This is a genomic window from Desulfurellaceae bacterium (assembly GCA_021296095.1).
Taxonomy (GTDB): Bacteria; Desulfobacterota; Binatia; order Bin18; family Bin18; genus JAAXHF01.
Genome location: JAGWBB010000027.1, coordinates 22,712 through 43,888, shown reverse-complemented (window position 1 = coordinate 43,888; position 21,177 = coordinate 22,712). Strand labels below are relative to the sequence as shown.

Below are 21,177 nucleotides of genomic sequence, written 5' to 3'. Positions count from 1 at the left end.
CAGGACGGTCAGCGCCTGCTGGTATGTGCGGGCGACTCGCGCATGGGTGAGCCCGATACCCAGCAGGAGCAGAACTATGGCGATGCGGGCGGAGCGCTGGTGGTCGGGACCGACGGGGTACTGGCCGAGGTGGTCGGGACGTATACCATGGGCCAGGAGTTTCTCGGCACCTGGCGCACCGAAGAGCAGGACTACCTGCGCTCCTTCCCGGGCGGGTTTGAGAACAAGTTTGGCTACAACCGTTTTGTCGCCGCCGCAGTCACGGGGGTGCTGGACAGGTGTGGGCTGAGCGCCCGGGATATCACCAGCGCGGCCATTGCCGGTCCGAGCCAGCGCGCCATGCAGGCGGCCCTGCGCAGCCTGGAACTGGATGTCAAGTCTCAGGTTCAGGATACGTTCTGGACCACGCTCGGCGATTCGGGTACGGCCCAGCCCCTGGTGTTGCTGGCCGCAGTTCTGGAACGGTCCAAGCCAGGCGATCTGATTCTGGTCGCCGGCTATGGCGACGGCGGGGACGCGGCCGTCTTCCGCGTGACCGAAGCCATGGCCGACTACCAACTGGTGCGTAGCGTCTACTCGCAGATTGAGCGCAAACGCACTATGTCGTCGTACGGCAAATACGCCCGCTTCCGCAAGCTGATGAAAAAGGATTACTCGACCCCGGACGAATCGACCCCGGTTGTTTTGCTGCGGGATAAAAACGAGATTTTGCCGCTCCACGGCGGGAAATGCCCCAACTGCGACACGATTCAGTTTCCCATCCACCGGATCTGTGTCGAGTGCGGCCATCGTGACGGTCTTGACGAGGTGAAGCTGGCCCGGACCGGCAAGCTGTTCACCTTCACCCATGACTATCTGACCGAAACGCCCGATCCGCCGACCACGCATGCGGTGGTTGACCTCGACGGCGGCGGTCGGGTCTTTGTGCAGCTGACCGACTGCGAATCCGACCGGGTGGCCATCGGCATGCCGGTTGAACTCACGTTTAGAAAGTACCACGAGGGGTCTGGCATCAAGAACTATTTCTGGAAGGCCAGACCGGTCAGCAGCTGAGCAACACACTCCAGGAAGGAGGAGACAGATGAATATTCGTGACAAGGTGTCGGTGATTGGGGCGGGCTGCAGCAAATTCGGCGAGAACTACGACATGAGCGCGGAAGATATGGTCGTCACGGCAGCCCTGGAAGCCTACGCCGACGCCGGTATTGACCCCGGCCAGATTCAGGCCGCCTGGGTCGGCACCCTGAGTTCGGCCAGCGCCGGCAACGCCCTGGCCGACCCCCTGAAGCTGTACAATATCCCGATTACCCGGGTTGAGAACTACTGTGCTTCAGGGATGGACGCCTTCCGCAACGCCTGCATGGCGGTGGCCTCGGGCATGTACGATGTGGTCCTGGCGCTCGGCTTCGAGAAGCTGCGCGACTCCGGCCAGCGCGGCCTGGGCACCTTTGGCAATCATCCCGTTGTCGGCTACGGCACGACCGCGCCGTCGCTGTTCGCGATGGCCGCCAACCGCTACTTCGAGACCTACGGCATCGACAAACACGCCCTGGCTCAGGTAGCGATCAAAAATCATCACAACGGCACCATGAGCCCCAAGGCGCACTTTCGGATGGAGGTGACCGAAGAGCAGGTCGTCAACGCGCCGCTGATCTGTAGCCCGCTGGGCCTGTTCGACTGCTGTCCGACCACGGATGGGGCGGCCGCGGTGATCATCTGCAAGTCCGAGCTGGCCACATCCTTCCGGCCCGATCCGCTGAAGGTCAAAGGCATCGGCCTGTCGGTCACCTCGGGCGAGCCGTATATGAAACCGGGTTTCGCCTATACCGGCTTCCCGGCCACGGCCCAGGCCGCGCAGTCGGCCTACGAGCAGGCCGGCATGACGGTCAAGGACATTGATCTGGTCGAGTGCCACGACTGCTTCACGATCACCGAAATCCTCAACTACGAAGACCTCGGGCTGTGCCAAAAGGGCGAGGGCTGGAAGTACGTGGAAGAGGGCCGGGCGGCAATCGGCGGCGAGATTCCGGTCAATCCGTCGGGCGGTCTCAAATCGTTCGGCCATCCCATTGGCGCGACCGGTATCCGCATGATCTACGAGGTCGGTCAGCACCTGTGGAACAAGGCCGGGGAACGCCAAGTCAAGGATGCCCAAGTCGGGCTGGCGCACAATCTAGGCGGCCCGGGTTCGGTCGGCTGCGTGTCGATTCTGGCCAATAGTTAAAGAGAAATATAGGGGAACGCTAGCGTTCCCCTCGAAAGGGAAACGATAATCTTTTCTCATCCGACTTGGGCATTATCGTTCCCCTTTTCCGGAGCACTGCATGGATTTTGGCTTCACCGAGGAGCAGGAGTTGCTGCGCCAGTCTGCGGCAGATTTCTTGAACAACGAATGTCCGATGAGCTATGTCCGCCAAATGATGGAGGACGAGCGGGGTTATGCCGATGCGTTGTGGCAGCAGATGGCCGAGCTGGGCTGGATGGGCCTCATTCTGCCCGAACAGTACGGCGGCTCAGGACTCAGCCTGATCGACATGGTCGTCGTGCTCGAAGAAATGGGCCGGGTTGTGTTGCCCGGGCCGTTTTTCTCGACGGTCGTGCTGGGCGGCGCTACCATTGCCGAGGCGGGCAGCGAGGAGCAGAAGCAGCAGCTGTTGCCCCGCATCGCCTCGGGACAGCTCAAGACAAGCCTGGCCGTCCTGGAAGACAACGCGCGTTGGGATGCCGAGGGCGTGCGTCTGAGGGCCGAACAACACGACGGTGGATATCGGCTCAGCGGGGTGAAGCTGTTTGTTCCGGACGCCCATGTGGCTGACATGATCGTGTGTGCCGCGCGGACCGCCGAGGGATTTGGGCTGTTTCTGATCGACCGCCAGCAGGCCGGCGTGAGTATCAGCCTGCTGAAAACCATGGACCAGACCCGCAAGCTGTGCGAGCTGAGGCTGGACAAGGTCGAACTTGGGCCGGACGCCCTGCTCGGCTCGCCGGGACTGGACTGGGACAGGCTCAGCCGGATGCTGGATCACAGCAAGGTCGCGCTGTGTGCCGAGATGGTCGGCGGCGCCCAGCGCGTCCTGGATATGAGCGTCGAGTACGCCAAGATCAGAGAACAGTTCGGCCGGCCGATCGGCTCCTTTCAGGCCATTCAGCATAAATGTGCCGACATGCTGGTGCAGGTCGAAAGCGCTAAGTCGGCAACCTATTATGCAGCCTGGGCGGTCTCGAACGCCACGCCTGATGCGGCTCTGGCGTCGGCCATGGCCAAAGCCTACTGTAGCGACGCGTATCGCAAGGTCAGCGCGGACGGGATTCAGGTCCACGGTGGCATCGGTTTTACCTGGGAGCACGATCTGCATATCTATTTCAAGCGGGCCAAAGGCTCAGAAGTCACCTTTGGCGACGCGACCTGGAATAGAGAGCTGGTAGCTCAGCATACGCTGGATTAAGCCTGCCGCTCCGAGATTGAGCAGCACCTCGACGGGACATTCTCGGCTCAGGCGGCAAAGCGGAAGGAGCGGACTGAGGTCACGCGCTCCGCTGTGTCGCCGTAGCGTTCACACCAGCGCTTCAGCCCACGCCGGATATAGTCGGGCTCGAGTCTCAGGACCGCACAGATATTCACGAACGAGAACGGCCAGTCCGCATCGTCGGCCGTAAACCACTCCTCGGCCTCCTGGGCCAGCCGCTGGACGCGGCGGTCTCTGCGAACAAACCGTCTTTGGAAACAGCGCCGCCTGAGTGCGACTTCTCCGTCCTGCACCTGACCTTCGGTGGAAGAAGCGTAGAACTGCTCGGGCAGAATGACCGCGTTTGGTAACAGTCGACTGACCGCGCCGATATCGTACGATAGGATGGGCTGGGCCGAACGATGAACGTCTTTTATATAACGTGACGCGGGAGATGATTTTTTCATGACACCCTCTCTCTGCTTCACAAACAACGGACCAACGGGAAGGTTGCGCTTTGGTTTTCCTCAGTCCGTGTTTCATTAAGCTGGAAAAGCCGCTCGACGAGTCTCAGTGGTGAGGGCGGCCTTGTCGGCGCTCTGTCCGACCGGTTTTATGTTCAGCGTGTAAGCCCTTAAATGTTTCGAGTTGCTGTTGCGTCAAAATCGTCGCCAACTCTTTGCGCACGGCCTCGCGTTTTGCTCGTCTACAGGTTCGGCGGGCATCAACGTCCCCACTTTGTCGACACCGGCCGTTGTGCCGCGCCCGTTGAAGAATCAGACGCACCTCTGCGGCTTGCTTCTCAGACAGATCGAGCCATTCTTGCATACGTTCGATTCTACGCGCCGTGCGGTCGCCAGGCAGCTCGGCAACGGCTGGCGTACTGAGCAGCACCACGACTGTCAGTGCTGCTCCCCCGCCTAACAGGCTTCTCAGCTTCATGCCCTTCCTCCTTGTCTCACAGTTTCATCTTTTGGTCAGACTCTTGTTTAGACTCCTGGCTGAGGCGTTTGGGTTACCGCTGCAATGGCCTGTGACTTAACTGTCGCACTCCGAGGAAGGACAATACCGGGTTTCTCTCCCAGACTGTCTCAGTTCGTGAATGTGGGAAGCATGGGCGCAGGTGGGGAACAGACCCATGACGCCGACAAAAAGATCAGGAGTGAGGCACAGAGTGAGCGTCTCGCTGAGACGCACCTGCGATCTTGTCGAGGTGGGGGGGCTAGGGAGCAACGATCAGGACGACACAGGCTAGGCCGAGCAGGCTCATGACCACAAACAAGAGCATCCCGCTCAGCAGGGCTGCCGGCTGGAAGGACAGCCAGGGCAAGCCGGGGCAGCGCCCGGTGAGGAGCAGCCACAGACTCAGGATCCAGACAATGAAGAGCGTGAGCGCGATGACCTGCACGACTCCCGACAGCTAACCGATCAGCGCCTGACAGTCAAGCCAAGGCCGGGTCCGGCGCGTTGCATTTGTCCAGAGATCATACTATATGGATGCTGTTGCGAATGGGCTGGTCCGGTGAAGATCCATATCGAAGATATCCTCACGTCCCCGACCGTCCTGGCTTTTAGCGAGGAGGCCCAGGAACTCGGCCAGTTCCTCTCCTCAGCCCAGGCCACGTCCGAGTACCGGGTTGAAGCGCTGGCGCACATTCGGCTGAGCCATTTTCGCTCGGGGCACGACCTCTTCTTTGACGGCAGCGTCCAGACGACACTCAGCGCTCAGTGCGTGCGCTGCCTGGAGACGTACACCTTTCCCCTGGATCGTTCATTCTCGGTGATTCTTCAGCCCACGCCCCGGCTCGGCCGCGAGATTGCGCTGGACCAGGACGAGCTGTCGGCGAGTTTTTATCACGGAGAACATGTTGACGTCTCAGCGCTGATCCACGAACAAGTCATGCTAGCCCTGCCTAGTGCTCCGGTGTGTTATGAAGCGTGCCAGGGCCTGTGCCCCCAGTGTGGCATCAACCTGAACCAAGACAGCTGCGCCTGCCAGCCGAGCGGCAACGCTTCGCCCCTGGCCCTCCTCTCTTCAGTCCGGACTGCTCCCCAAGGAGTCATCAAATAAGCGCCTGTCTTCCCACGCATCCCTATGTATATCGCAGTTGATGCCATGGGCGGCGACTATGCCCCAGGCGCCGTCGTCGAGGGTGCGGTCTCTGCATCCCGGGAGTACGGTATTGAGGTCTTGCTGGTCGGCAATCGAGACCGCATTTTGCACGAGCTTGAACGTGTCCGGGCCAAAGAATCCTCGCTGCTGTCCATCCAGCACGCCACCGAGACGATCAGCATGAGCGACTCGCCGACCGCGGCCATGCGCAACAAACGCGACTCGTCGCTGCACGTCGCGTTTAACCATGTCAAATCGGGCAACGCCGGAGCGGTCGTCAGTGCCGGCAACTCCGGGGCTGTGCTGGCCCTGGCCATCACCAGCCTCGGCCGTCTCAAAGGCGTCGAGCGGCCGGCCATTGTCACCGTGTTGCCGACTCTGGGCCAGCGCGCCTGTCTCATTGATTCCGGGGCAAATGTGGAGTGTAAACCGCAACACTTGGTCCAGTTCGCCATCATGGGCGAGGTCTACGCCCGTGTCGTGCGCGGCATTCGGTATCCGCGCATCGGCGTCCTGAGCAACGGTGAGGAAGACTCAAAGGGGACCGAGGCGACCCGCGTCGCGCACGAAATTCTCGGAAAGCTGTCGCTCAATTACATTGGCTATATCGAAGGCCGCGACCTCAACAGCGGGAAAGTCGATGTCATTGTTACCGACGGCTTTACCGGCAATGTCGCCCTCAAGACCATGGAGGGCTTCTACGACTTTCTGCACGCCCAGCTGCGTTCTCTGTTCACCGCCAACTGGCAGGGCAAGCTCGCCTACCTCTTGCTGCGCCGCTCTTTTGCCGATCTGCGCGCCAGTCTGGATACGGATGAGATTGGCGGCGCCCCGCTGTTGGGAACCAAGGGACTGCCGATTATCGCCCATGGCGCGTCCAGCCCCAAGGCGATCAAAAACGCGATCCGCCTGGCCGATGAGTCGGTCCGTCGGGGGGTGAACGATCAGATTATTGCAAACCTGCACGCCCTGCCGGAAACCGCGTTTTTGACCGCCGAGATCAAACGTGGCGGTCGCACCCTGTGGACGCACATTCGGGACCGCTTCCGCCACCGCGACGGCCATGGACCTGAGTCGCCGCCAGACAGACACCCGTCGGCTCGGGCCGACACACCGGAGTTCGATACCCACCGACAACCCGCACCGGCCAGCCACCAGCGGCCCAACGGACACGCCGGCCAGGAGCCGACCGGCTCGACCGACCAGACGATCGGCTTTGCCCAATCCAACTCCGGCCACACACCAGATCAGAAAGAAGAGGAACACCACAAATGAGCCACAGGCTGGCGCTGCTCTTCCCCGGCCAGGGTGCCCAGACGGTCGGGATGGGGGAGGCGCTGACACAGCAGTTCGCGGTTGCCGCCGAGGTCTTCAGCGAAGCGGACGAAGCCTTGCAGTTCAAACTGTCGGCGCTGTGCTTCGCGGGCCCGGAAGACGACCTGCGGCTGACCGCTAATGCCCAACCGGCCATCCTGGCGACCAGTATCGCCGCCCTGCGGGTGCTCGAGCACGAGACGGACCTTCGGCCGGTGTGCGTAGCGGGCCACAGTCTGGGCGAGTACACCGCGCTGGTCGCAGCCGGGGCGTTGTCGTTCGCCGATGCCCTGCGGACCGTCCGCGAACGTGGTCGGCTGATGCAAGAGGCCGTCCCGGCCGGAGTCGGCAGTATGGCGGCCCTGATGGGACTCTCACCCCAGGCTGTTGCCGAGGTGTGTCAGGAAGCCGCCCAAGGCCAGCTCGTTTCCCCGGCCAATATCAACGGCGGCGCCCAGGTGGTGGTGGCGGGCCATGCCGAGGCCGTCCGGCGGGCGGTCGAGGTCGCCAAGACGCGGGGCGCGAAGCGGGCTCTTGAGTTGGCGGTGAGCGCGCCCTTCCACTGCGACCTGATGGCCCCGGCGGCCGATGGGCTGCGCCAGGTCTTGGCCTCACTCGCGGTTCAGACCCTGTCGCTTGCCCTGATTCCAAATGTCACGGCCCAGCCCCACCAGGACCCTGACCGGGTTAAACCTCTGCTCTTCCAGCAGGTGACGGCTCCGGTCCGCTGGGAGGAGAGCATGCACCAGCTTCGCCCCCTGGGCTGCCAGGCAGCGGTCGAAATCGGCCCCGGGCGCGTGTTGAGCGGCTTGCTCAAACGGATTGACTCCGGCATCCCGTGCGCCTCTTTTGGGCAGCCCGGCCACCTCGGGGCGGTGCAAGGACTGCTCGCATGACCGCCAGGCTGGAGGGACAGGTCGCCCTTGTGACGGGCGCCTCACGCGGTATCGGCCGGGCGATTGCCGAGCGCCTGGCCGAGGACGGCGCTCAGGTCCAGGTCAATTACGTGCAAAATCAGGCAGCGGCCGAAGAGGTATGTGCCCATATTCGGGCGACCGGCGGCCGGGCTGAGCCGTGCCGCTTTAACGTCGCCGATCAGGCCGAGGTCACGACCAGCGTCCAGGATGTGGTGGCGCGACACGGCCGGATCGACATCCTGGTCAACAACGCCGGCCTGGCGCTCGACGGCCTGCTGTTGCGCCTGAAAGAAGACGAGTGGGAACGGGTCATGGGGGTCAACCTCAAGGGCGCTTTTCTGTGCAGCAAAGCCGTGGCCCGAGCCATGGTGCGCCAGCGGAGCGGCCGGATCGTGAACCTGACGTCAGTGGTGGCCCAGACCGGCAACACCGGACAGGCCGCCTACAGCGCGGCCAAAGCGGGCATTCTGGGACTGACCAGGACCCTGGCCAAAGAGCTGGCCTCACGCACCATTACCGTCAACGCGGTAGCCCCGGGCTTTATTGAAACCGACATGACCGGGTCCTTGCCAGATCAGGTCAAAACAGGATATTTGAGCCTCATTCCAGCCGGCCGATTGGGCACCCCGGCAGAGGTCGCCGAAGTGGTGGCCTTCCTGGTCAGCCCCCTAGCGGCGTATATCACCGGACAGGTCATCAACGTCAACGGCGGCATGTATGTATAAGCGCCGCCCCGGCTCTGGCATCTGGGTGAGCGATAGAGGAGGACAGCGTTATGGCAGAGAGTGCAACACAGGAACGCGTCACGGAAATCATCTGTGAACAACTCGGCGTGAGCCGCGAAGAGGTGACCCAGGAGGCGTCGTTTATCGAGGATTTAGGCGCCGACTCGCTCGATATCGTCGAGCTCGTCATGGCCCTCGAAGAAGAGTATAACACCGAGATCTCTGACGAAGACGTCGAGAAGATTCGGACCGTCAAAGACGTCATTACCTATATCGACAGTCAGCAGGCCTAGTGTCTGGCGGTGCGCCCGCCCTCGGCAGCGGGGAAACATGGCAGCGGCTGGGTCTTGCGGCAGCCCGGCGTGTCTTTTCTCCCGCGCCCGAGAGGCTGTACAGTTCGGATTCAGGCATCATCGTTACCCGAGGGAATGTGTATGAACAGCAGCTTGGCCCAGCAAGACCCCGAGGTGTATGCGGCGATCCGGCACGAAGCCCAGCGTCAAGAGGACAATCTTGAGCTGATTGCATCCGAGAACCTGGTCAGTCAGGCCGTGCTGGAAGCCCAGGGCTCGGTTCTTACCAATAAGTACGCGGAAGGCTATCCCGGCAAGCGCTATTATGGCGGCTGTGCCTACGTCGATGTCGCCGAGCAGCTTGCCATTGATCGGGCCAAAGCCCTATTCGGCGCCGAGCACGCCAATGTCCAGCCCCACTCCGGCGCGCAGGCCAATATGGCGGCGTATTTCTCCCAGCTCCAGCCGGGCGATACCATCCTGAGCATGAACCTGTCCCACGGCGGTCATCTCACCCACGGCAGTCCGGTCAACTTCTCGGGCAAATTTTTCACGGTCATTCCCTACGGCGTACGCGAGTCCGACCAGCGTATCGACTACCAGGAAATCGCCGCCCTGGCCCGCAAACACCGGCCCAAGATGCTGGTTGCCGGCCACAGCGCCTATCCGCGGCAGATTGATGCCGCGCCCTTCCGTCAGATTGCGGACGAAATCGGCGCTCTGGTCATGGTCGATATTGCCCATTTTGCCGGTCTGGTTGCGGCCGGCCTGCACCCCTCCCCGGTGCCGTACGCCGAACTAGTGACCACCACGACTCATAAAACGCTGCGCGGACCGCGCGGCGGTATGATCTTATGTCGCCAGGATTTGGCCAAAAGCGTGAACGCGTCCGTTTTTCCCGGCACACAGGGTGGCCCCCTGATGCACGTCATCGCCGCCAAGGCGGTGGCACTCAAAGAAGCCGCCAGCCCGGCCTTCAAAGCCTATCAGCGGCAAATCCTGGCCAACGCCAAAACGCTGGCCGAGGGACTGCTCAGGCGTGGCTTTCAGTTGGTCTCCGGCGGCACCGACAACCACCTCATGCTGCTCGACCTGCGCGCCACGGAGTTGACCGGCAAGCTGGCCCAGAACACGCTGGACCGAGCGCGGATTACCGTCAATAAAAACGCCATTCCGTTTGACCCCCGCTCGCCGTTTGTCACCAGCGGTGTACGTATCGGGACGCCGGCCGTCACCAGCCGGGGGATGAAAGAGCCCGAAATGGAGGTGATTGCCGAGCTGATCTGGCGCGCCCTGCAAAGAGTCGGAGACGACACGGCACTCGACGCTATCGGGGCAGAGGTGCGTGACCTGTGCCGCCAGTTCCCGGTCTACGACCCCACCAGCTCCTGACCCCGAGCGTTATGAAGTGCCCCTTTTGCTCGCACCAGGACAACCGTGTCATCGACTCACGACTGAGTCGAGACGGCGACGTCATCAGGCGCCGACGCGAGTGCGAGGGATGCGAACGCCGTTTTACGACCTATGAGCGGGTGGAGGAAATTCTGCCCCTGGTCGTCAAGAAAGACGGCCGCCGAGAAGCCTACAGTCGCCAGAAAGTGGTTGCGGGCCTGTCCAAGGCGTGCGAGAAGCGACCGATCAGCATTGAGACGATTGAAGACATTGCCGACCGTATCGAGCGTTCCCTGCAGGGCTCCGGAGAGAAAGAGCTGAGGAGTGCGCGGGTCGGTGAAGAGGTCATGCGCCAGCTGTACGATCTGGATAAAGTGGCCTATGTCCGCTTTGCGTCAGTGTATCGCTCATTCCAGGATCTGGACGCGTTCATGAATGAACTCAAAATCCTGATCCGAGAGCGCAGCCAGAGTGATCCCAAACCGGATCGGTCCCGCGCCCGCAAGAAAAAGCCGTCACCCACCCGCACCCCATGACGTCCATCACCTGTGACACAGAGATCCGCCCTCACCCTTGGGTGAGGCAGACAGGATGAACCACACTTCCGACGCCGTCTATATGCAGCGAGCCCTGGAACTCGCTGCCCGGGGTCTGGGGCGGACCAGCCCCAACCCTGCGGTCGGGGCGGTCGTCGTTCGCGAGGGGCGCGTCATCGGCGAGGGGTTTCACCGCAAGGCGGGCCGGCCGCACGCCGAAATCGAAGCCCTGCGCAGCCTGAAAGACTCCGCCGCCGGCGCCACCCTGTACGTCAATCTCGAACCCTGCTCTCACCACGGCCGCACCCCGCCGTGTGCCGATGCAGTGATACAGGCCGGCATTCAACGGGTGGTGGTCGGTACCCGCGATCCCAATCCGCTGGTTGCCGGACGCGGGCTGCGTCGCTTGCGGCGGGCCGGAATTCAGACCAAGACCGGGGTCTTGAGACAGGCGTGTGAGCGGCTGAACGAGGATTTCCGTATTTTCATCCGGACCGGTCGGCCGATGGTCACGCTCAAGCTGGCCGCGTCCTTGGACGGACGGATTGCCACCGCGACGGGCGACTCTCGCTGGATCAGCGGTCCCGCCTCGCGGCGGCTGGTACACCAGCTCAGGAATCGAGTCGATGCCGTGCTGGTCGGGGCCGAGACCGTGCGGAGCGATGACCCACAACTGACGTGCCGCATTCGGGGCGGCCGTGACCCGGTACGGGTCGTCCTGGACAGCCGCCTGTCGATCAGTCCCCAGGCTCGCATCTACACCCAAGCCTCGCAGGCACCCACGTTGATCGCCACGACCCGGGCCGGAGCAAAGCGGCGGCACGTGTTCGAGCGGCCCAATGTCGAGGTCTTGTCCCTGGCTGCGGCCAAGGGCCGGGTCTCGCTCGCCCGACTGCTCCAGGAGTTGGCATGCCGCGGGCTCAAGCACGTACTCATCGAGGGTGGGGGTCAGGTGGCGGCCACGGCCCTGCGCGAGCGACTGGTTGACAAAGTCCTCTTTTTTTACGGACCCATCTTGCTCGGCGGCGATGGACGCGCCATGATCGGAACGCTTGGCATCAGCCGGATTGCCGCCGGGCACAAGCTCCACACCATAGAGGTCAGTCAGCGGGGAGACGATGTGGTGGTGAGTGCCTACATTGACTGGGCGGCAGCCCAACGGGGGACAAAGTGAAGGCTGATAACCGAATTGATGGGAAGAGATCAGCCTTTACTTTGGCAAAGTGACTGCTGATACTGGATTAACGACAAGAGATCAGCCTTCACTTTGAAAACAAGAGGGAGGGTCTATGCCACTACCGGTCGCACCAGTTGAGAAAGTTATCGCCGACCTGCGCAAGGGCAAGATGATCATCCTGGTGGATGACGACGAAGTACATGGTGAGGCAAATCTGTGTATCGCCGCCGACAAAACCACCCCGGAGGCGGTGAATTTCATGGCCACCCACGGGCGAGGTCTGGTGTGTCTGGCCCTGACCGAAGAAAAGATCCGCCAACTCGGCATCCCGATGCTCGGCTCGGGACCGGCGCTGAACCACCAGCGCCTGTTTGGTGCCTCTATCGAAGCCCGTAAAGGCGTCACCACCGGGATCTCCGCCTATGATCGCGCGGTCACGATTACCACCGCGATAAAACCCAAGGCCGGTCCTGACGACATTGTCATGCCCGGCCACGTCCATCCCCTGCTGGCTCGCCGCGGCGGGGTGCTGGCCCGCCCCGGTCTGTCTGAAGGAGCGGTCGATTTGACCCGCCTGAGCCGCTTAACCCCGGCCGCAACCCTGTGTACGATTCTGGGCGAAGACGGCGACCTGGCCAGCGAGGCCGATCTCGAAGCCCTGGCCGATCAATACCAGCTCAAGATCGTTTGCCTGTCCAACCTGATGGCCTATCGCCTGCGGACCGAGTCGCTCGTCCACCGGGTCGCCGAGGCGGATGTCGCCAGCCCGTTCGGCGGCAAGTTTCATGCTATTGCCTACCGGACCGATATTGACGCCCATGAACACATCGCCCTGGTCAAAGGGAAAATTCATCCGCGCGACCTGGTCTCGGTCCGGGTTCACTCCCAGTGCTTGACCGGCGACGTGTTTGGTTCGGAGCGGTGTGACTGCGGCGAGCAGCTGCGCCAAGCCATGACCGATATTGCCAAAGAGGGCAAAGGCGTTATCCTGTACCTGCACCAGGAGGGTCGGGGCATTGGTCTGGCCAATAAAATCCGGGCCTACGCGCTCCAAGACCAGGGCTTTGATACGGTCGAGGCCAACCTCCACCTCGGGTTTGAAGAAGACTTGCGCGACTATGGGATCGGAGCCCAGATCCTGCACGACCTGCATATTTCGGAGGTGCGTCTGTTGACCAACAACCCGCAAAAAATCAGCGGCCTGGAGGGCTACGGGATCAAGGTGGCGGAACGGCGGGCGATTGAAACCCCGCCGCATGAGGGCAATATTCGCTACCTGCGGGTCAAGAAAGAAAAACTGGGCCATCTGTTCAGCGAACTCAAACCCCTGCTGTGAGAAGGCGAAAGAGTAGGCGAGGTATGGTACGCATTATCCAGGGCAACATGGACGCAGGCGGCCAGCGCTATGGCTTGGTTGTGTCGCAGTTCAACGGTCTGGTGACTGAGCGGCTTCAATCCGGGGCGCTCGATACCCTGTGCCGCCACGGCGTCAGCCCCGAGGCGATTGACGTCGTGCTCGTGCCCGGTGCCTACGACATTCCCCTGTTTGCCAAGAAGCTGGCCGCCAGCGGTCGCTACGACGCGCTCATCTGTCTGGGTGCCGTCATCAAGGGTGAGACGCCGCATTTCGATTATATTGCTGCGGCCATGACCCAGGGAATTAAAGAAATCATGCTCGCCCACGGACTGCCGATCACCTTTGGGGTGTTGACGACCGACTCGGTCGAGCAGGCGCTCGACCGAGCCGGAGCCAAACTGGGCAATAAGGGTGCCGAGGCCGCAGCTGCGGCAATCGAGATGGTGAATACCCTGAAAGAACTGGGCTGACCCGCCCGTCCACACCCCGATGCCATCCCACCACCCCCACGGCTCCCGACGGCAGGGCCGAGAGTTCGCCCTGCAAGTGCTGTACCAGCTTGAGATGACCGATACCGAGCCGCGCCAGGCCCTGGCCATGTTCTGGCAAAACTTCCAACCCGGAGCGCGCACGCGGGAGTTTACGACCGAGCTGGTGGAAGGAGCGTGGCGGGAACGCGAGCGTCTGGACGGGCTGATCGCCGAGGCTGCGGAACACTGGCGGCTGGGGCGCTTGCCCAAGGTTGACTGGAACTTGCTGCGCCTGGGTGCGTACGAGTTGCTGTGCTCTCCCGAGCTATCGGCCGGGGTGACGATTAACGAGGCGATTGAAATTGCGCGCCGCTATTGCAGCGATGAGGCGCCGACCTTCATCAACGGCGTGCTGGATCGGATCGCCACGCTGGTAGGGAAGAAAGCAGACCGTCATGAGTCAAGCCAACCCTCAGACCGATCAAAGTAAAGGCGGCCGGGTCCGCTATCGGCCCGAAGAGATCGAGCCAAAGTGGCAGCGTTTCTGGCTCGACAACAAGACGTTTCGGGCCGACATCGACCCCGACAAGCCCAAGTACTACATCATGGACATGTTTCCCTATCCCAGCGGCTCAGGGCTGCATGTCGGCCACCCGGAGGGCTACACGGCGACCGATATTCTGGCCCGCTACAAGCGGATGCGCGGCTTTAACGTCTTGCATCCGATGGGCTGGGACGCGTTCGGGCTACCCGCCGAGCAGTACGCCATTGAAACCGGAACCCATCCGCGCCAGACCACCCAGCGCAATATTGACACCTTCCGGCGTCAGATTCAGGCCCTTGGCTTCTCGTATGACTGGGACCGCGAGATCGCGACCTGCGATCCGGGCTACTACCGCTGGACCCAGTGGATTTTTCTCAAGCTGTACGAACGTGGTCTGGCCTATATCGCCGAAGTGCCCGTCAACTGGTGCCCCGCGCTGGGGACGGTACTGGCCAATGAAGAAGTCGTGGACGGCAAGAGCGAGCGGGGCGGACATGAGGTGATCCGGCGTCCGATGCGGCAGTGGATGCTGCGCATCACCGCCTATGCCGAGCGCCTGTTGGCCGGTCTGGACCAGCTCGACTGGCCGGATAACGTCAAAGAAATGCAGCGTAACTGGATCGGCCGGAGCGAGGGTGCCCGTATCCGCTTCGCGCTGTGTCAGCCGGACGGGACGCCGCGCGCCGACCTGCCGGCCGGACACGACACATTTTTTGACGTCTTTACCACTCGGCCAGACACCTTGTTTGGCGCGACCTATTGTGTCCTGGCCCCGGAACACCCGCTGGTTGAGGCCAGCACGACACCCGACCGACGCGCTGCGGTCGAGGCCTACCGGCGCGAGGCGGCCCGCAAATCAGACCTCGCCCGGACCGATCTGGTCAAGGAAAAAACGGGCGTGGCCACCGGCGCGTATGCGTGCAATCCGGTCAACGGCCAGGCCATTCCGATCTGGATCGCCGACTATGTGCTGATGAGCTATGGGACAGGAGCCATCATGGCCGTCCCGGGCGGCGACCAGCGCGACTGGGAGTTCGCCAGGCGGTTCGACATCCCGATTATTGAGGTCGTCCAGGGCGGCGACATGGACACCGAGGCGTATGTCGGAGACGGCCCGCACGTCAACTCGGGCTTTCTTGACGGCCTGGATATTGCCGACGCCAAGACCAGGATGACCGCCTGGCTGGAGCAGCACGGCCACGGCGAAGGGACGGTAACGTATAAATTGCGTGACTGGCTGTTCAGCCGCCAGCGCTACTGGGGTGAACCGTTTCCGATCCTGCACGTCGATGGTGAGCCCACACCGCTCGCCCCCCAGGATTTGCCGGTGTTGTTGCCCGAGGTGGAAAGTTTTCGGCCCACCGGCACCGGCGAACCACCCCTGGCGGCAGCCCGGCAGTGGGTCGAAACCCAGGACCCCGCAAGCGGCAAACCCGCCCTGCGTGAGACCAACACCATGCCCCAATGGGCGGGCAGCTGTTGGTATTATCTGCGCTATCTTGACCCGCATAATGCCGACCGGCTGTGCGACCCGGAAAAAGAGCGCTACTGGATGCCGGTCGACCTCTATGTCGGAGGTGTCGAGCACGCGGTGCTGCACCTGCTGTACGCCCGATTCTGGCATCACGTTTTATACGACTGCGGCGTGGTCTCCACCCCCGAGCCGTTCCAGCGCCTAGTCAATCAGGGCATGATTCTGGGCTTCAGCTACCGCTATTACGAGGATGGCGACGGACAACGCTACAGCTATCGGGAGGTCCACAAGCTCGACGCGAACGGGGAAGAGACCTATGGCCTGAGTTCGAATCCAGACATCAGCGCATCGGTCAAGTATGTGCCGGTCAATGAGGTGGTCTGGCGCGAGGAAACCCCGTACCATCCCCACAACCAGGACATTGAGCTTGAGCCCCAAACCGACAAAATGTCAAAGTCGCGGGGCAATGTCGTCAATCCCGACGACGTGATTGCCGAGTATGGGGCGGATGCCCTGCGCTGTTACGAGATGTTCATGGGTCCCCTGGAGCAGGTCAAACCGTGGAATACCCGCTCAGTCGCCGGGGTCTCGCGTTTCCTGGGTCGGAGCTGGTCTTTGCTCATTGACGAGGCCGGAGCGGTGCGGCCCCAGATTGTGGACCGGCCGCTCGATCCGCAGGCGAATCTGACCCGCCTGCTCCACAAAACGATCCAAAAGGTGACGGAAGATATCGATGGCTTGCGCTTTCATACGGCGCTGAGCACGCTGATGGTCCTGGTCAATGAGGCTCACAAAGCCGAGCAACTGCCCCAGCCCCTGGTCGAGCAGCTGGTCTTGTTGCTGTCCCCGTTCGCCCCCCACCTGGCCGAAGAACTCTGGCAGCGGCTCGGCCACACCGACAGCCTGGCCTATGTCGCCTGGCCGGACTACGATCCGGCCCTGCTCCGTGAGGACACCCGGACGATTCCCGTTCAGATTAACGGCAAGCTGCGGGCAAAAATCGATATCCCGGCCGATGCCGATCAGGCGACCCTGCTGGCCAGGGCGCGGGAACACGAGAAGGTCCAGGAGTATCTTGCGGGCAAAACCCTCCGCCGCGAGATCGTCGTGCCCGGACGGATGGTCAATTTTGTGGTGTCATAAAGTGAAGTCCACGGGCGACACTCGGCGGATGAGCCGGCCTGTGGCCTGGCTTGTGATCACCAGCCTGTTGGGGCTGGCCGGCTGCGGGTATCGCCTGGCCGGCGTCCCCAGTCTCCCCCAGGCGGTGACCACGATCAGCTTTGCCGAGTTTGAAAATCACACTCCGGAAGCCGGGGTCGAGCAAGAACTGCGCTGGGCCTTTGAGCGAGAATTTCGCATCTACGGCGGGCTACAGGTGTCCGACCGCGGCGAGGGCATTCTGCACGTCAGCCTGAACGAGGTTTCTTTTCGAGCGCAGACCTTTGATCGCCGCGACCAGGTCTTGGAGTATCAGGCGGCCCTGAGCTTTGACATGCGGCTCACCCACCGGGACAGCGGTGAGGTCTTGTGGCAGGCGGAGAATATTCGGGTGGTCGAAGACAGCAGTTCGGTGCCCCAGGTGGCAGTGACCACCAGCCCGGATTTTCTGCAGGGGACGCTCGACCCCCGGGATCTGTCGAGCTTTACCGATATCCAGTTTTCGGAAACCCAACGCCGGCTGTCCCTGGAGCGTCTGGTCAGAGAAGCCGCCCAGGAAGCGTATTTTCGTTTGGGAGAAGATTTTTAGGCGAGACCCAGGTCTCTGCGACTCGGGAGGCGGGGTGGCGGCAGGCTCCCGCAGAGGAGAACGATGCTGACCGCCGCCTCAAGAGACCGTCGTTCATCTCTGGACCATTTTCGACAGCCGGGCAATCCGCCGGGCGGCGGTATTGGGGTGCAGAATTTTCTTTCTGCCCGCTTTGTGGAGCGCGCTCATCGCGTCGCGCAGCTGAGTGTCAACCGCACCCGGATCATCAGACTCAAGAGCGCTCGTGACTCTCTTCATGACGGTCTTGACCCGGGATTTGGCGGCGTGATTCCGAATGCGGCGGGCTTCGCTCTGGATAAATCGTTTTTTCTCGGCAAAAGGCACAGGACGCCCTCCTTTCCGTGTACAGCGGGCACTTCCTATCATGGACCACGCCGGCGAGCAATGTCAGCCGCACGATGAGGGCCGGCCCACCCGCAGCCGGCCCGCCCAGAGGTGGTGGTGAGGGAGGAGCGCAGGATAGTCCGGGCCGCAGGCCAGATCGGTCTCCTGACCCTGCTCAGCCGAGTGACAGGGCTGATCCGCGACATGCTCATCGCCGGCCTGTTCGGAGCCGGCGCGGCCACCGATGCCTTTTTTGTCGCCTTTCGCATCCCCAACCTGTTGCGCCGCCTGGTCGGCGAAGGGGCCAGCAACGCCGCCATCATCCCGGTTGTCACCGAGTATGTGGTCCATCACTCCCGGGCCGAAACCCAAGACATGCTGCGCGCCGTGTTCGGGGTCACGAGCGGGGTCTTGCTGCTGCTGACCGGACTCGGGATCGTGTGTGCCGCCCCCCTGGTCCGCCTTTTTGCCCCAGGCTTTGACCCGGACACGTTGGTCCTGGCGGTTGCCCTGACCGAGCTCACCTTTGTCTATCTGTTCTGGGTCGGGCTGCTCGCCCTGGCGACCGGGGTGTGCCACACCCGGCGGCATTTCAGCGCCCCGGCCTTTGCCCCGGTGCTGTTGAATATGGCCATCATCGGCTGTGCCTTGGGAGTCTCGCGCTTCCTGGCCGAACCGATCTTCAGCCTGGCCTACGGCGTCGCGCTCGGCGGCGTGCTGCAAGTCGCCTGGCAGGTCCCGACCCTGGGCCGTTTGGGGCTGCTGGTCCGCCCCCAGTGGCGGCCACGTCATCCGGCTGTGATACGGATTGGGGGCCTGCTGGTTCCGGTCGTATTCGGAGCGGCGGTCTATCAGCTCGGTCTGGTGGTGAATACTGTGCTGGCGTCTCTCCTCGGTGCCGGCGGCGTCTCCGTGCTGTGGTATGCCAGCCGGCTGTTCGAGTTTCCCCAGGGGATTCTTGTAGCCGCCCTGGCCAGCGCTACACTGCCGAGCCTGGCCGCCCAGGCTCAGCGGAGCGACTTGGTCGGCCTGGCAGAAAGCCTCGGCTTCGCCCTGCGGATCACCAATACCATTGTCGTACCGACAAGCCTGGGACTGCTGGTGCTGGCCGTTCCGGTTACCGCCAGCCTCTTCTTTCGGGGCGCCTTCCCGGCCGACCAGGTCGTGCACACGGCCGGCGTACTCCAGGCATTTGTCCTTGGTCTGTGGCCGATTGCCGTCAGTCGCCTGCTGGTTTCGTGTTTATACGCTCTCGGCGATACCCGTACGCCGGTACGGACCGCCGGGCTGAGTCTGGTGGTCCATGTCGGCCTCAGTCTGGTGCTGATGGGCAGTCTCAGCGTCGCTCCCGACGCCTCCGGCTTGGCCCGGTTCTTTGGCCGCCTGAGTGCCGCGCTGGCCGTCTGCGACTATGGCCTGGTCGGGCTCGGGCTGGCCTCCTCCTTGGCCATGGTGGTCAATATGCTGCTGTTGGCCGTCGTCGTATTCCGTCGTCTGCCCCAATTTCCATGGTCTCCTTGTCTGGCCTCGCTGGCCTGGAGCCTGCTCGCCGCAGCCGTAATGGCTGGACCGGTGTGGCTGGTGGCCGGGCAGATGCAATGGCTCGACCCGGACGGGTCGGTGTTCGGACGCCTGGCCGTATTGTTGGCGGCCATCGGTGTGGGCGTGGTCAGCTTCGGCGGGCTGATGTGGTGGGGCAGGAAATCAGACCTGGCAGCCCTGCTCGGCCTGCTACCCGAGCGTCTGCTTGGCCGCCTGCCACAGCGCTTCTAGGCGTTCCAGCGGAGCGGTGTGGATGTCTTCGGCATTGTCGGCCAGTTGGGTCTCGATATACCGAAAGCGCCGACCGAAGCGGGTACTGGCCCGACGCAATGCCGACTCGGCATCCAGGTCGAGATGGCGGGCCAGGCTGGTCAGGACAAACAGCAGATCGCCCAGCTCGTGTTCCTGACGGTCGGGGTCTGGACTACGGTCGGGAGCCTGGAGCGTCTCGGCCAACTCATCCACCTCTTCACGGACTTTCTCAAACACCGCAGCCGCCGATGTCCAGTCAAAACCCACCCGTGAGGCCTTCTCACCCAGACGCTGGGCCTGAATCAGGGCCGGGGCGGCCTTGGGCACGCCGGCCAAAACCGACTGGTCGGCTTTCCCCTTTTTCTCCTGCTCCTTGATCTTGACCCAATTCTGGGCCACCTCGCGGGCATCTTTGACCTGGGTATCACCAAAGACATGGGGGTGACGGCGGACCAGCTTATCGCTGATCGCCTGAGCCACATCGTCAATGCTGAACCTGTCGCTCTCGGCCATCAGCTGGGCATGAAACACAATCTGGAGCAGTAGGTCACCGAGTTCTTCCTTGAATTCCGGCCAGTTCCTGTCCTCCAAAGCTTCCAGGACTTCGTAGGTTTCTTCGAGCAGATAGGGGGTTAAGGAATCCGGCGTCTGCTCCCGGTCCCAGGGACATCCCCCGGGGCTGCGCAGACGGGCCATGATCTCGACCAGACGGGCGAAGGCGGGGTGTGTTTCGTGTGCCATGGCAGTCGGGATAGAGGAAAAGTGAACGGCAAGCAAGGGCAGAGACCGGGGGCAGTAGGGACGGCAGACCAGCTGCGTACAACAGACAGGGCGAAGTCGTCGGTTCTCGCAGACGGACGGGTACGCCAAAGCGGTGATGCATTCAACGCAGGATCTTCTCGGTGGTCCGAAAATGCAGTTTGGCCACCCGGCCGAGGGCGTCCGGGCCGTGCTTACGTACAAATTCTTTCCCAGCCGCAATGACTACGCTGGCCCCTTTGGGCAGGTTCATGCCGTACTCACGGCTCAAGTCCTGCAAGCGGTGCAGAAATTCCGCCCGGGCCACAATCGACGCCGCGGCCACAGCGACCTCGACCTCGGCCCGGGGTTTCTGAACGACCTGAGCCCGGCGGCCTTTGTCCATCAGCGCCGTGTTGAGAAAACGCGCGGCGCCAAACTGGTCGACGACCACCTGCTCACACGCCACCTGCTCAAGCAGATTCTCGATTGCTCGGGCATGGCCCCACGCCAGAAGCTTGTTGAGATTGTTGAAGGACGCATACATTCTGTTGTAGCGTTCGGGTCCGATCACCACGATGTCATGTGGGCAGGACTGTCGAATGTGCCGCGATAAGGCACCGGCCCGCGTGTCGGAGAGGCTCTTGCTGTCCCGGACCCCGGCGTCCCGCAGTGGTCCTTCCAGTTCGGGCGAGACATGCACGCCGGCAATGACCAGCGGACCGAAGTAGTCGCCCTTTCCCGACTCGTCAAGACCGAGGTGTCCAAGCCCAGCCGCCATCGAAGATGAGC

The 21,177-nt window shown here is 62.5% G+C and carries 23 protein-coding genes; 17 read left to right on the top strand and 6 right to left on the bottom strand.

Going from position 1 to position 21,177, the window contains the following annotated elements:
• The 3 genes from J4F42_08585 to J4F42_08575 all read left to right on the top strand — a co-directional run.
• Positions 1–1,053 (top strand): OB-fold domain-containing protein (locus J4F42_08585; GenBank protein ID MCE2485554.1); only part of this gene is annotated, 1,053 nt, incomplete at its 5' end.
• Positions 1,054–1,081: 28 nt separating this feature from the next.
• The gene (locus tag J4F42_08580) at positions 1,082–2,224 is read left to right on the top strand and encodes a hypothetical protein (protein MCE2485553.1); all 1,143 of its coding nucleotides are present in this window, start codon (positions 1,082–1,084) and stop codon (positions 2,222–2,224) included.
• 100 nt (positions 2,225–2,324) lie between these two features.
• The gene (locus J4F42_08575; protein MCE2485552.1) at positions 2,325–3,446 is read left to right on the top strand and encodes an acyl-CoA/acyl-ACP dehydrogenase; all 1,122 of its coding nucleotides are present in this window, start codon (positions 2,325–2,327) and stop codon (positions 3,444–3,446) included.
• A 47-nt stretch (positions 3,447–3,493) separates the two neighbouring features.
• On the opposite strand, the gene J4F42_08570 is transcribed toward J4F42_08575, so the two are convergent.
• The 3 genes from J4F42_08570 to J4F42_08560 all read right to left on the bottom strand — a co-directional run bounded on the left by J4F42_08570 (position 3,494) and on the right by J4F42_08560 (position 4,854).
• The gene (locus J4F42_08570; GenBank protein ID MCE2485551.1) at positions 3,494–3,913 is read right to left on the bottom strand and encodes a hypothetical protein; all 420 of its coding nucleotides are present in this window, start codon (positions 3,911–3,913) and stop codon (positions 3,494–3,496) included.
• Between the two features lie 103 nt (positions 3,914–4,016).
• Positions 4,017–4,388 carry a hypothetical protein gene (locus J4F42_08565; GenBank protein ID MCE2485550.1) on the bottom strand — a complete coding sequence of 124 codons (372 nt, stop codon included), beginning with the start codon at positions 4,386–4,388 and terminating at the stop codon, positions 4,017–4,019.
• A 280-nt stretch (positions 4,389–4,668) separates the two neighbouring features.
• The gene (locus tag J4F42_08560; protein ID MCE2485549.1) at positions 4,669–4,854 is read right to left on the bottom strand and encodes a hypothetical protein; all 186 of its coding nucleotides are present in this window, start codon (positions 4,852–4,854) and stop codon (positions 4,669–4,671) included.
• Positions 4,855–4,968: 114 nt separating this feature from the next.
• Here J4F42_08560 and J4F42_08555 point away from each other — a divergent pair, with 114 nt between their 5' ends.
• The 13 genes from J4F42_08555 to J4F42_08495 all read left to right on the top strand — a co-directional run bounded on the left by J4F42_08555 (position 4,969) and on the right by J4F42_08495 (position 17,508).
• The gene (locus J4F42_08555) at positions 4,969–5,517 is read left to right on the top strand and encodes a DUF177 domain-containing protein (GenBank protein ID MCE2485548.1); all 549 of its coding nucleotides are present in this window, start codon (positions 4,969–4,971) and stop codon (positions 5,515–5,517) included.
• Positions 5,518–5,541: 24 nt separating this feature from the next.
• Positions 5,542–6,834: a phosphate acyltransferase PlsX gene (plsX, locus tag J4F42_08550; protein MCE2485547.1), complete on the top strand. Its 1,293-nt coding sequence runs from the start codon at positions 5,542–5,544 to the stop codon at positions 6,832–6,834.
• Positions 6,831–7,769 carry an ACP S-malonyltransferase gene (gene fabD, locus J4F42_08545; protein ID MCE2485546.1) on the top strand — a complete coding sequence of 313 codons (939 nt, stop codon included), beginning with the start codon at positions 6,831–6,833 and terminating at the stop codon, positions 7,767–7,769. Before plsX ends, fabD begins: the two co-directional genes overlap by 4 nt.
• A complete protein-coding gene (gene fabG, locus J4F42_08540) occupies positions 7,766–8,515 on the top strand; it encodes a 3-oxoacyl-[acyl-carrier-protein] reductase (GenBank protein ID MCE2485545.1) in 750 nt (249 codons plus the stop codon). Before fabD ends, fabG begins: the two co-directional genes overlap by 4 nt.
• Before the next feature lie 50 nt (positions 8,516–8,565).
• Complete coding sequence (gene acpP, locus J4F42_08535; GenBank protein ID MCE2485544.1) at positions 8,566–8,808, top strand: acyl carrier protein; 243 nt, start codon at positions 8,566–8,568, stop codon at positions 8,806–8,808.
• A gap of 141 nt (positions 8,809–8,949) precedes the next feature.
• Entirely contained in the window at positions 8,950–10,200 is a 1,251-nt protein-coding gene (locus J4F42_08530) for a serine hydroxymethyltransferase (protein ID MCE2485543.1), read from the top strand.
• Positions 10,201–10,211: 11 nt separating this feature from the next.
• Positions 10,212–10,736: a transcriptional regulator NrdR gene (gene nrdR / locus J4F42_08525; GenBank protein ID MCE2485542.1), complete on the top strand. Its 525-nt coding sequence runs from the start codon at positions 10,212–10,214 to the stop codon at positions 10,734–10,736.
• A 55-nt stretch (positions 10,737–10,791) separates the two neighbouring features.
• Positions 10,792–11,910 carry a bifunctional diaminohydroxyphosphoribosylaminopyrimidine deaminase/5-amino-6-(5-phosphoribosylamino)uracil reductase RibD gene (ribD, locus tag J4F42_08520; GenBank protein MCE2485541.1) on the top strand — a complete coding sequence of 373 codons (1,119 nt, stop codon included), beginning with the start codon at positions 10,792–10,794 and terminating at the stop codon, positions 11,908–11,910.
• 115 nt (positions 11,911–12,025) lie between these two features.
• Positions 12,026–13,249, top strand: a complete 1,224-nt coding sequence (ribA, locus tag J4F42_08515) for a GTP cyclohydrolase II (protein ID MCE2485540.1) — start codon at positions 12,026–12,028, stop codon at positions 13,247–13,249.
• 23 nt (positions 13,250–13,272) lie between these two features.
• Complete coding sequence (locus J4F42_08510) at positions 13,273–13,740, top strand: 6,7-dimethyl-8-ribityllumazine synthase (protein MCE2485539.1); 468 nt, start codon at positions 13,273–13,275, stop codon at positions 13,738–13,740.
• A gap of 19 nt (positions 13,741–13,759) precedes the next feature.
• A complete protein-coding gene (gene nusB / locus J4F42_08505; protein MCE2485538.1) occupies positions 13,760–14,230 on the top strand; it encodes a transcription antitermination factor NusB in 471 nt (156 codons plus the stop codon).
• The gene (leuS, locus tag J4F42_08500; GenBank protein MCE2485537.1) at positions 14,196–16,901 is read left to right on the top strand and encodes a leucine--tRNA ligase; all 2,706 of its coding nucleotides are present in this window, start codon (positions 14,196–14,198) and stop codon (positions 16,899–16,901) included. Before nusB ends, leuS begins: the two co-directional genes overlap by 35 nt.
• Before the next feature lie 40 nt (positions 16,902–16,941).
• Positions 16,942–17,508: a hypothetical protein gene (locus tag J4F42_08495; GenBank protein ID MCE2485536.1), complete on the top strand. Its 567-nt coding sequence runs from the start codon at positions 16,942–16,944 to the stop codon at positions 17,506–17,508.
• Between the two features lie 93 nt (positions 17,509–17,601).
• Here J4F42_08495 and rpsT read toward each other — a convergent pair whose 3' ends face one another.
• Entirely contained in the window at positions 17,602–17,853 is a 252-nt protein-coding gene (gene rpsT, locus J4F42_08490) for a 30S ribosomal protein S20 (protein MCE2485535.1), read from the bottom strand.
• 117 nt (positions 17,854–17,970) lie between these two features.
• Between rpsT and murJ the strand changes: the two genes are divergently transcribed.
• Positions 17,971–19,626: a murein biosynthesis integral membrane protein MurJ gene (gene murJ / locus J4F42_08485; protein ID MCE2485534.1), complete on the top strand. Its 1,656-nt coding sequence runs from the start codon at positions 17,971–17,973 to the stop codon at positions 19,624–19,626.
• Here murJ and mazG read toward each other — a convergent pair.
• A complete protein-coding gene (gene mazG / locus J4F42_08480) occupies positions 19,585–20,388 on the bottom strand; it encodes a nucleoside triphosphate pyrophosphohydrolase (protein ID MCE2485533.1) in 804 nt (267 codons plus the stop codon). The two genes, murJ and mazG, sit on opposite strands and share 42 nt — an antisense overlap.
• Before the next feature lie 142 nt (positions 20,389–20,530).
• Entirely contained in the window at positions 20,531–21,166 is a 636-nt protein-coding gene (gene rnhC, locus J4F42_08475; GenBank protein ID MCE2485532.1) for a ribonuclease HIII, read from the bottom strand.
• Positions 21,167–21,177: the final 11 nt, after the last annotated feature.

Bases quoted from the DNA above. Each gene is read 5' to 3' on its own strand.
- J4F42_08530 (MCE2485543.1), top strand. From the start codon at position 8,950: ATGAACAGCAGCTTGGCCCAGCAAGACCCCGAGGTGTATGCGGCGATC.
- J4F42_08580 (MCE2485553.1), top strand. From the start codon at position 1,082: ATGAATATTCGTGACAAGGTGTCGGTGATTGGGGCGGGCTGCAGCAAA.
- J4F42_08510 (MCE2485539.1), top strand. From the start codon at position 13,273: ATGGTACGCATTATCCAGGGCAACATGGACGCAGGCGGCCAGCGCTAT.
- fabG (MCE2485545.1), top strand. From the start codon at position 7,766: ATGACCGCCAGGCTGGAGGGACAGGTCGCCCTTGTGACGGGCGCCTCA.
- nusB (MCE2485538.1), top strand. From the start codon at position 13,760: ATGCCATCCCACCACCCCCACGGCTCCCGACGGCAGGGCCGAGAGTTC.
- J4F42_08570 (MCE2485551.1), bottom strand. From the start codon at position 3,913: ATGAAAAAATCATCTCCCGCGTCACGTTATATAAAAGACGTTCATCGT.
- ribD (MCE2485541.1), top strand. From the start codon at position 10,792: ATGAACCACACTTCCGACGCCGTCTATATGCAGCGAGCCCTGGAACTC.
- fabD (MCE2485546.1), top strand. From the start codon at position 6,831: ATGAGCCACAGGCTGGCGCTGCTCTTCCCCGGCCAGGGTGCCCAGACG.
- acpP (MCE2485544.1), top strand. From the start codon at position 8,566: ATGGCAGAGAGTGCAACACAGGAACGCGTCACGGAAATCATCTGTGAA.
- leuS (MCE2485537.1), top strand. From the start codon at position 14,196: ATGAGTCAAGCCAACCCTCAGACCGATCAAAGTAAAGGCGGCCGGGTC.
- ribA (MCE2485540.1), top strand. From the start codon at position 12,026: ATGCCACTACCGGTCGCACCAGTTGAGAAAGTTATCGCCGACCTGCGC.
- J4F42_08575 (MCE2485552.1), top strand. From the start codon at position 2,325: ATGGATTTTGGCTTCACCGAGGAGCAGGAGTTGCTGCGCCAGTCTGCG.
- nrdR (MCE2485542.1), top strand. From the start codon at position 10,212: ATGAAGTGCCCCTTTTGCTCGCACCAGGACAACCGTGTCATCGACTCA.
- mazG (MCE2485533.1), bottom strand. From the start codon at position 20,388: ATGGCACACGAAACACACCCCGCCTTCGCCCGTCTGGTCGAGATCATG.
- J4F42_08565 (MCE2485550.1), bottom strand. From the start codon at position 4,388: ATGAAGCTGAGAAGCCTGTTAGGCGGGGGAGCAGCACTGACAGTCGTG.
- rnhC (MCE2485532.1), bottom strand. From the start codon at position 21,166: ATGGCGGCTGGGCTTGGACACCTCGGTCTTGACGAGTCGGGAAAGGGC.
- plsX (MCE2485547.1), top strand. From the start codon at position 5,542: ATGTATATCGCAGTTGATGCCATGGGCGGCGACTATGCCCCAGGCGCC.